Raw genomic sequence first — 10,304 nt, 5'->3', positions numbered from 1 at the left:
ATCCAGCACCGCCCGGCCTGTCCAGGTATGCCCGTGTCGCTCAGATCGGGAGCCTTTCCCTCGCTGAGATCACCTCACTGGAGTGTTAGTCACGTACGAACCAGCAAGGCTTGCACCAGATTGACGTCACGCCCACTCCGCACGCACGAGTCGCGGCAGATGTGCGCGCTCGATACGTCTTACGCGAGTGTTTGGTTCAGGGCTGTGTTTCCCGGTTACCGGACTTCTTGCTCCACTTCCCAGCACTTTCCGGAATTGGCATGGATTTTGTTTGGCGTGTCGCGGCCCGAGTTCGGGATAATAGCGTATGGCGCAATTGAGTTTGTTCTCCCGGTCAGAGATCACGGCCTGGCGGGATCGGACCCGGTCGCGTCGTTATTCGCCGGACAAAGAAAAGTTCCGCCGCGATCATGCACGCCGCCGGAACTGGGGTTTGAAAAGGCGGCATGCAACAAAGTTGTGCCGATTGCACGGTTGTTCGCGGGAGTGCGGGGCGCTGGGATTGCATGATCAGGTGGATCCGATACCACCGCTGATCTGGGACGAACAGACCAGTGCCACCCGCCCGGTGCCCCGTGGCGGTGCACCGGCCGGTCCGCAACACCCGCCCACCGCCGCGGACCCAGCCGACCGGCCCCGGCCCGTTGATCACGCGCCTCCCGCAGATCGCGCTGCTGCGGCGGAGCCTGCCCGGCACAGCGGCCACGCTAAGACGCCAGACCCGGCAGCCGCGAAAGCTAGAGCCGACGAATCGGGCCAGGACACCGCCGCGACACCGGCACCAGAGACGGAGACACCCGACACATCGGGCCTGGTCGTCGCGGTAACGCCGGTGGTGGTGCTGGGGGCTGCGGGCGCATCGGGCCTGGTCGCCGCGGCAACGCCGGTGACCGGGGCGAGACCGACGGGGCCTGCCCTCGACCGGCCGCTACCGGTCGCCGCACGGATACGTGTCGTCCGGCCGGCATCAGCCGATCCGCCGGCCGCGGCCGGTCACACATCACCTGCTCGCCCGCGGGAGCCAGCCGGTCGACCACAGCCGGTCAGGCCACAACCGCGTAGCCCAGCGGCACCTGTTGATCGGCCCGCGGCCGGCGTCACGCTGCCGCTGGAGGTGCGGGCCGCGCTGACGTCGCGGTGTCCGGCCGACTCGCTCAGCAACAGCATTCCGGCCAGACATCCCGCCGACCGACGCCATCGAGGGCGTCACAGCACTACTGACGACGGTCTCACCGGCGCACTGAACAGACATCAGACTGCGTCAACAACAGGCCGCCTGCTGTCGACCAGCAGAAGACTGCCCTTGGGAACCGGCTGGATCAACGGCCTGCCGTATACGGGAATTCCGCCACCGGCCGGGAAGCAGGCAGCAATTCCAGCAACCGTTTCGCCATCTTTGATGACATAGCGGCGTGCATTTGTCCGCGCGAAACAGTACGCTTTTTCCAGCGTGTCAGGTCATCTGTGCGTGGTTCGAGAATGCCGCTGCAGCCGCCCTGATTGTTGCCGGGCCGCGGCGTCCTGGTCGGAGTTTTCGCCTGTCTTCAAGCTACTTTACCCGGTAGCGGATTCACGGCAAATTACCTTATTCGTGAACGGTTCAGGGACGGCGCCGCCGATATTGTGGTGTCGTTGTGACGTGCACGGGCTCTTGATCGGGTGTCCGATTCTCGGCAGATCCGTGGACTTGCGAGTGGCCTCGGCATGAATGTCGACGGCGCCCGGCCGCGACTCGGTTGCGGTAGGTACTTGCTTGTCGCCGTGGTGGTCTGTGGTGTTGAGAAGTGGGTTCTGGTGCGTGGAAGTTACTCGGCGGTAGATTGGCGGGATGACGCATGAGGTCTTCAACCAGGCGCCGCCGCTGGTGGACTATGACGTTGCGGCTGATGTGGGGTTGTTGGGGGCCGTTGAGCGTGAGGGTGCGGCCTGGGCAGTCGGGGATCTGCACCGGCTGGGGAAGCTCGCGGGGACGGCCGAGCCGCAGCGGTGGGCCGACGAGGCCAATCGGTTCGAGCCTCGGCTGATCACGCACGACCGGTACGGGCACCGGGTCGACGAGGTCGATTTTCATCCCTCGTGGCATCGGCTCATGGAGGTCGCCGTCGGGGAGGGCCTGGCCGGCGCGCCTTGGGCCGATACGCGAAAAGGGGCGCACGTCGCGCGGGCTGCGGGGCTCTACGTCTGGTCCCAGGTCGAGGCGGGGCATTCGTGTCCGATTTCGATGACGTATGCCGTGGTGCCGGCGTTGCGGCACGCGCCGGAGCTGGCGGCGGCCTACGAACCGTTGCTCACGGCCCGTACGTATGACTTCGGGTTGCGTACGCCCGCTGCTAAGACCGGCCTCCTGGCCGGCATGGGGATGACCGAGAAGCAGGGCGGCTCGGACGTCCGCGCCAACACCACCCGGGCCGCCGACGCGGGTGACGGCACGTGGCGACTGCGCGGCCACAAGTGGTTCACCAGCGCGCCCATGTGCGACCTGTTCCTCGTGCTCGCCCAGGGGCCGCAGGGGCTCTCGTGTTTCCTGGTGCCGCGCGTGTTGCCCGACGGCAAGCGCAACACGTTCCGCATTCAGCGGCTCAAGGACAAGCTCGGTAACCGCAGCAACGCCAGCAGCGAGCCCGAGTTCGACGAGACCGTGGCCTGGCTGGTCGGCGAACCGGGGCAGGGTATCCGCACGATCATCGAGATGGTGGCCATGACCCGGCTCGACTGTGTCACCGGGTCGGCGTCGGGGATGCGGGCCGCGCTGAACCAGGCGATCCATCAAACCCGGCACCGGTCGGCGTTCGGTGGGTTGCTGGCCGACAAGCCGGTCATGCGCAACGTGCTGGCCGACCTAGCGCTCGAGAGTGAGGCGGCCACGCTGCTTTCGATGCGGCTGGCCGGTGCGGTCGACCGCGGCGAGCAGGCGTTTCAGCGGCTGGCGGTGGCGGTGGGCAAGTTCTGGGTGTGCAAGCGGCAGCCGGCCGTGGTCGGTGAGGCGCTCGAATGCCTGGGGGGCAACGGTTACGTCGAGGAGTCGGGGCTGCCCCGGCTCTATCGGGACGCGCCGCTCAACTCGATCTGGGAGGGCTCCGGCAACGTCCAGGCCCTCGACATCCTGCGTACGCTGCGGCGCGAACCCGACAGCCGCGAGGCCTTCCGGGCCGAGGTGGTTCCGGCCGCTCAGGAGAATCGGCGGTTGGCCGAAGCTTTGCGGGAGCTCGAAAAAACGCCGACCGAGGACGACGCACGCCGCACCGCCGAGCGGATGGCTCTGGTCCTGCAGGCCTCACTTCTTATCAGGTACGCTCCCCCGGCCGTGGCCGACGCGTTCTGTGCCAGCCGGCTCGGTGGCGAGTGGGGTCACACGTTCGGCACCCTGCCCGCGCGGGCGGACACGGCCGCGATCGTGGAGCGGGCCGCACCCGCGTAGCAACCACCGATTGTTCAGACCGCCCGGTTTCCCGCCGATCCGGCAAGTGATGCGTTCATGGTGGGTCTGGATGGTGGCGGGGGCGCTGGTCTGTGCCGCCTACCCGCTGCTGCCCGACGGCCACCTCGCCCTGACCCTGGTCTACAACGGCCTCGGCCTGGTCGCGGTGGCCGTGATCGTCACCGGCATCCGGCGGCACCGCCCCACCGCCGCCCTCGCCTGGTGGACCTTCGCCGCCGGGGTGTTGTGTTTTGTCGCGGCCGACACCACGTACGAAGTGATCGGCTTCTTCCTGGCCGAGCGTCCCTACCCGTTCTGGGACGACCTCGTGTATTTCGTGGCGTACCCGCTGCTCGTGGCCGGGCTGATGACGATCTCGCGAGGCCGCGGCCGCCGTGAGCCGGCCGGCCGCATCGACGCCGCGATCATCGCCGCCGGGGTGGGGCTGGTCTACTGGGTCTTCGTCATCCAGCCGACCCTGGGCGACCCGAGCGAACCCCTGTTCGCGCGCCTGGTCACCGTCGGCTACCCCACCTGCGACGTCGTGATGTGCGTGGTCGTGACCCGGTTGGTCAGCCGGCCCGGCACGCGCGTGACCAGCCTGTGGCTGCTGACCGCGGGCTGCGCCCTGAACTTCGCCGTCGACGTGGTGTGGAGCCTCGACGACGGTGCCCACGCCGGGCACCTCAACGCCGGCTACATGCTCGCCTACGTCTTGTGGGGCGCTGCCGCGCTGCATCCGTCGATGAGCCGCATCGGGCAGACGCCCGGGGCCCGCCCGCGGTTCGGCCGCGGTCGCCTGGTGCTGCTGGGCGGGGTCACGATGACGGTGCCCGCCGTCCTGTTCCTGCAGGGTGCGAGCGGCGAAGAGATCAACTGGTCGGCGATCGGCGTCGGCGCCGTCGTGCTGTTCGCGCTCGTGGTGATCCGGCTAGGCGGGTTCGTCGGGCAGACCCAGCGCCAGTCGGCCGAACTCGAGCAGCTCGCCATGCGGGACGACCTGACCGGCCTGGCCAACCGCCGGCTCTTCGAACTGCGCCTGCGAGCCGCCGCCGAATCCGGCGCGCCCCAGGTCTGCCTGCTCGACCTGAACGGTTTCAAGCAGGTCAACGACCGGCACGGCCACGCCGTCGGCGACCACCTGCTGATCGCGGTGGCGGCCCGGCTCGGGGCCGAGCTGCACGGTGAGGGCCTGCTGGCCCGGATGGGCGGCGACGAGTTCGCCCTGCTGCTGGCCGACGCGACCGCGGCCGAGGGCGACGTGATCGTCGACCGCCTGGCCGGGGCACTGCGCGAGCCGTTCGCCGTGGACGGGCACGAGCTGCTGGTGGGGGCCGCGATCGGCATCGCCGACGGCACCGAGCCGGTCGAGGTGCTGCGCCGGGCCGACGTCGCCATGTACGCCGCCAAGACCACCAAGGCCCGGTTCCGCCGGTACGTGGTCGAGCTCGACGACCGGGCCGACGAGGAGGCCCGCCTGGGCGCCGAGATGCGGGCCGCGCTCGACGCCGGCCAGTTCACCCTGGTCTACCAGCCGATCGTGTCGCTGCCGGACGGCGAGATCCGCTACGTCGAGTCGCTGGTGCGCTGGGGCCGGTCGAGCCCGGCCGTGTTCATCCCCGTGGCCGAGCGCAATGGCCTGATCGTCGAGCTCGGCGAGTGGATCCTGCGGACGGCCTGCGCCCAGTTCGTGGCCTGGCAGGCGGCGTACGGGGAATTCGCCCCGGAGCGGATCAGCGTGAACGTCTCGGCCCGGCAGCTCGCCGAGCCCGGTTTCGTCGAGGTCGTGGCCGACACCCTGGCCGGCACCGGGATGGCCCCCGGTCACCTGATCGTCGAGGTCACCGAGACCGCGGTGTTCGGCGGCGGCGTGGCCGTGCGGGCCGTCGAGGAGCTGCACGAGCTCGGCGTCAATATCGCGCTGGACGACTTCGGCACCGGGCACTCGTCGCTCGGCCTGCTGCAGACGGTGCCGGTGGACGTACTCAAGGTCGACAAGTCGTTCGTCGACAACCTGGCCATGGCCGGCCGGCACGCCGTCATCGCGACCGCGTTGATCCAGGTCACCGACGGGCTCGGCCTCACCGCCGTGGCCGAAGGAGTGGAGACGGCCGAGCAGGCCCGGTCGCTGTACGAGCTGGGCTACCGGCTGGCGCAGGGCTACCACTTCGGCCGTCCCGTGCCCGAGCCCGCCTTCAACGGCATCGGGGTTGCCGCCGGGTAGGGTGCCCGGGTGGCGTTGGGCTCCGACTTCCGCCGGCTGTGGTCGGCGTACGCGATCAGTGAGTTCGGCACCGGCATCGGGTTCGGCGCCCTGCCGTTGGTCGCGGTGCTGGTGCTCGACGTCGGCGAGCTCCAGGTCTCGCTGCTGGCCGCGCTGGGCGGCCTGGCCGCGGCCGCGCTGGCCCTGCCGGCCGGCCCGTGGATCGAGTTCCGCCGCAAACGCCCCGTGATGATCGGGGCCGACCTGCTGCGCTTCGCGGCGATCGTCAGCATCCCGGTGGCGATGCTGGCCGGGGTGCTGACGTACGCCCAGCTCTGCCTGGTCGCGGTCGTGCAGGCCATCGGCACGATCCTGTTCGCGGCGGCCAGCGGCGTACACCTGAAGGCTCTGGTCGGCCCGGAGGACCGCGACGCCGCGAACGGCCGGTTCGAGGCGACGTTCTGGACGGCCTACAGCTCGGGGCCGGCCCTCGGCGGCGCGCTGACCTCCCTGCTCGGCGTGGCCTGGACGATCACCGTGGACGCCGTGAGTTTTCTGCTCTCGGCGCTGGGGGTGCGATCACTGCGAACCCCCGAGCCACCCCCACCCGTACGCCGTCCCAGCGCCTCGAAGTGGCACGAGATCACCGCCGGCTGGCGGTACATCGCGGGCCACCGCGGCCTGCGCGCCCTGTTCATCAACGCGCAGCTGTTCGGCGGAGCCATGATGGCCGCCTCTCCCCTGCTCACCGTGCTGATGCTGCGCGACCTGGGCCTCGCGCCCTGGCAGTACGGCCTGGCCTGGGGCGTGGCGTGTCTGGGCGGCGTACTCGGCGCGCTCACGGTCGGCCGTTTCACCACCCGCTTCGGCCGCCGCCGGGTGCTGCTGGTGTCTGGCGTGGGCCGCGCCCTGTGGCTGTGGGTGCTGGCGTTCCTGCCGGCCGGGGTGCCCGGCATGCTGCTGATGATGCTGGTCGAGTTCGTGGCCATCTTCGGCTCGGGCGTGTTCAACCCGGCCTTCGCCACCTACCGCATGACCGAGACCGAGGACGGCTACCTGTCCCGGGTGATCACGTGCTGGTCCATCACGTCGCGCACGGTGCAGCCCGCTTTCATCGCCCTCGGCGGCGTGCTGGCCGCCGTCACCAGCCTGCGCACAGCCCTGCTGATCTGCGGCCTGGGCGTCCTGGCCAGCTCGGCCCTGCTGCCGTGGCGCAGCACCCATGTATCCAACTCGCCGGTCGGCGCCCCCTCAGCCTGAGGAGGTGGCGACAGGGCAAGAACACCGGCTTCGACACCATCACCGACGGCCAGTGGGTCACGGTGGCCCTGGCCTTCATCGTCGCCGTCACCGGCACCGGCACGGTCACCTAATAGGTCCGCAACCGAGCCTCGCAGCACGTGTGACCGCCACCCGCCGACCGGCCGTCGTGGACGGACGAGTCGGCGGTGCGACCCACCCGCCCAGGGGAAGGCGCTCCCGCTCGTCGATGTGATCAACTAGCCGGGCCACGGTGGGCCCGGTCGGCGCGCGCCGACGCGAGGAGGAGAAACGCATGCTTGACTCGTCGGACTCGAAGGAAATCGCGGAGCCCGGCGAGGACGGCCGGACCGAGGACGCCGACTCGACCGTCCTGGCCGAAGTCCTCCCCGGGGTCGCTGTCGTCTTCGGCCCGGTTCCGGCCGACCTCGAACTCGACCTGATCGACTTCGGTCTCGTGCCGACCGTCGACCGCGACCGGATCTCTTCGTTCCTCGGCGCGATGGGCAACGCCGCGACGGTGGCCGGCAACCTGGGGAACGCGTTCGCCAGCGTTCAGGGGCTCTATCGGATCAGCGACCAGACCCGGGCCCTGCTCGCCGCCGGCGGCCGGCTGGCGGTGAAGGACGGCGCGAACCTCGGAACGGTGATGGCCAACGGCCGTTTCATCGGTCAGGCCCGCCTCATCCCGGTGACAGCGGTGAACGCAGCCGGAATCGCGGCGGCAGTCGGGCCGGCGTTGGCCATGATCGCCATGCAGATGCAACTGAGCGAGATCGCCGGCCTGGCCCGCACGAACATCGCGCTGACCGGGCAGGTGCTCAGGACCATCCGCCACGGGCAGTGGGCGGAACTGACGGCTCTGGTCGCCACCATCGACCAGGTGGTCGACCAGGCGCGGGCGGTCGGATCGGTGCCGACCTCGCTGTGGGACAGCGTCGCGGGGCGGCGGGCGGCCCTGCAGACGCAGCTCGAGTTGTACCGGCTGAACGTCGGGGATCACATCCGGCAGATTCAGAAACTCGAGTCGAGGGCCCGCCGGCAGTATCTCGAGACGAACGCCGAGGCCGTGCTCTTCGACGCCTACGCGCTGCTGTCCTCGGTCAAGGCGTGGACCGGATACCAGGCGTTGCACGCCGCGCGGGCCCGGGCGGCCGGGGCCGAGGACGCCGCCGAGGCCCGCCTCGTCGAGGAGCTCGCCGGGCGTACCGGGAAAGAGCTGGAATCCGCCCTCGCCGTGACGACGAGCCTCGTCGACTCGCTGCGGCGGGAGCTGCGCATCATCGCCGAGCTGCCCGGACGGGCCACCCTGCCGCTGCCGGGCAAGAACAAGGACTCGAACGCGGCCCGCCAGACCGCGGCCGGGTTGCTCGAGGCGCTCGAGCCGCTGGCCGACGCTCTGCACCCGGCGCCCTCAGCTCTCGCCGGTCCGGGCGTCGTCTGCGCGCCCGCCTCGGCCGATGTCGAGCCGAGCCTGCGCATCCTGCGGTGGTTCCTGCGCGACGACGAGAACCTGCAGGTCCTCGGCTTCTCCGACGAGGTCGACACCTCCGGTTCGGTGTCGTCGATCTTCAGCGGGGCCAAGGAGAAGCTGACCGGGCCGTCGCGGACGCTCGTCGCCGTCACGGATCGGCGCATCCTCACGGCCAAGGCCAACGGGTTCCTGGAGCAGGGTGAGGTCCGTCAGGAGATTCCGATCGAGCAGGTGCGGTACGTGCGGTCCGCGACGACGCCGGACAAGAGCGGGCGTCTGACGGTCGACGTCATCACGCGGGACGAGAACCTGCAGTGGTTCTTCCCCGCTGACGTCGACCACACCCAGGTCGACGGGCTCGTCGGCCTGCTGGCGGCGTCGATGACGATCCCCGACGCCGAGCGTGAGGCGTTGCAGCGGCGGGCTGCGCTCAGCGTGGGCCCGTCGGTCCCTGCAGTTCCCTGACGCTGGCCAGTAGTTCGTCGGTGGTGATGGGGGCTACCTGGCCGCCGGTGCGGGCGTCCTGCATGGCCTTGGAGAGTTGGACGCGGCGCAGGATTTCCTTGATGTCGGCGCCGGTCATGCCGTGGCTGGCCGCGGCCAGGGCGGTCAGGTCGAGGTCTTCGGCGAACATGCGGAAGCCGGGGGCCTCGTGGGCCGCGATCAGGCCGTGGATCATCTTGCGGAAGATCTCGGTGCGGGAGGCCTCGTCGGGCTTGGGGACGCTGATCTTGACGTCGAAGCGGCCGGAGCGGATCAGCGAGTCGTCGACGCGGTGCGGGAAGTTGGTCGTGGCCACCACGATGACGTTGGGGTTGGCCTCGATCAGGTCGTTCATCTCCTGCTTGAAGATGCCGGCCACGGCGTTGATGGCCTGGCTGGCCGCGTCGCCGCCGGAGCCGGCGTAGCTGATGATCGAGTCGAACTCGTCGAACAGCATCAGCGTGGGCACGCGGTAGCGGCGGGCGTCGCGGAAGATCTGCTTGATGTTGCGTTCCGAGCCGCCGAGCCACTTGTCGAGGATCTCCGGCGTACGGATCTCGCGGAAGTCGGCCCCGATCTCGTTGGCCAGGGCCCGCGAGAGCATGGTCTTGCCGGTGCCGGGCGGCCCGTACATCAGCAGGCCCTGCGGACGCCGGGCGCCCCACCGGGCCATCGCCTCGGGGTGGCGGAACGACACCGCGATCTCGCGCAGCTCGGCCACCACGTCGGCCAGCCCGCCCACCATGTCGAGCGTGACCGTCTGTGTGGTCGCGGGCACCTTCGACGCCACCGCCTCACGGCTCACCGCGTACTTGCGGCCGGTCAGCGATTCCGGACCGGCGAGCTCGATCACCGCCTGCAGGGTCAGGCCGACGAAGGCCTGCAGGTGGGCCGGGGTGACGTCGTCGCGCGGCACCTCGGCGTGCAGCCGCACCACCGTGCCCGTCTCGTCGTAGGTCAGCTCGGCCTGCAGCCCGACCACGGCGTCGGCCAGGGTCCCCGGCTCACGCTGGGTCACCGGCGTGGTGGCGCGATCAAGACCCAGTTTTTTGTACGCCGCGGCGGCCGCGGCCCCGATGTTGTCGACGATCCGGGTCGCGATCGGGTCGCCGGCCTCGATCCGCTTGGCCAGCAGCAGCCCGATCGGGTCGGTCCCGAGCACCAGTTTGCGGATGCGTTCCTTGGACAGCGGCTCCTCGGCGGTGCTGATCGCGGCCGAGAACGTGTGCACCGGGCCGTCCGGGCGGTCGGCGCTGGCCACGGTCAGGTCGACCCGCTGCACGGGTGACGGCCAGTCGGCGCGGCGCAGCAGCTCGACCGGGTTGACCCGGGCCGCGGCCAGCACGGTCGGCGCGTCGACCAGCTCGACAATAGCCCCGGCGTATTCGAAAGACTCACCTCGTGGCCGCGTTTCGGACATTTGTTCCTCCCAGCGGTGTCGACCTATCCAGAGTGACACGGGCGCA

Annotated in this window: 5 protein-coding genes; 4 read left to right on the top strand and 1 reads right to left on the bottom strand. The window is 70.0% G+C overall.

What is annotated here, in order from left to right; all coding sequences use genetic code 11:
• Positions 1 to 1,828 precede the first annotated feature (1,828 nt).
• The 4 genes from M1L60_RS27610 to M1L60_RS27595 all read left to right on the top strand — a co-directional run bounded on the left by M1L60_RS27610 (position 1,829) and on the right by M1L60_RS27595 (position 8,820).
• Entirely contained in the window at positions 1,829 to 3,418 is a 1,590-nt protein-coding gene (locus M1L60_RS27610) for an acyl-CoA dehydrogenase family protein (protein WP_253240443.1), read from the top strand.
• A gap of 49 nt (positions 3,419 to 3,467) precedes the next feature.
• A complete protein-coding gene (locus tag M1L60_RS27605; protein WP_253240442.1) occupies positions 3,468 to 5,642 on the top strand; it encodes a putative bifunctional diguanylate cyclase/phosphodiesterase in 2,175 nt (724 codons plus the stop codon).
• 9 nt (positions 5,643 to 5,651) lie between these two features.
• A complete protein-coding gene (locus M1L60_RS27600; RefSeq protein WP_253240441.1) occupies positions 5,652 to 6,881 on the top strand; it encodes an MFS transporter in 1,230 nt (409 codons plus the stop codon).
• Positions 6,882 to 7,176: 295 nt separating this feature from the next.
• Complete coding sequence (locus tag M1L60_RS27595; RefSeq protein ID WP_253240440.1) at positions 7,177 to 8,820, top strand: hypothetical protein; 1,644 nt, start codon at positions 7,177 to 7,179, stop codon at positions 8,818 to 8,820.
• Here M1L60_RS27595 and M1L60_RS27590 read toward each other — a convergent pair.
• On the bottom strand, positions 8,786 to 10,258 hold the full coding sequence (locus tag M1L60_RS27590) for an ATP-binding protein (protein WP_253240439.1): 1,473 nt from the start codon (positions 10,256 to 10,258) through the stop codon (positions 8,786 to 8,788). The two genes, M1L60_RS27595 and M1L60_RS27590, sit on opposite strands and share 35 nt — an antisense overlap.
• Positions 10,259 to 10,304: the final 46 nt, after the last annotated feature.

This window comes from Paractinoplanes aksuensis (assembly GCF_024137025.1).
In the GTDB taxonomy this organism is placed as follows: Bacteria; Actinomycetota; Actinomycetes; order Mycobacteriales; family Micromonosporaceae; genus Actinoplanes; species Actinoplanes aksuensis.
Note: the sequence above shows the minus strand (reverse complement) of the source record. Positions and strands in the feature narration are given on the sequence as shown.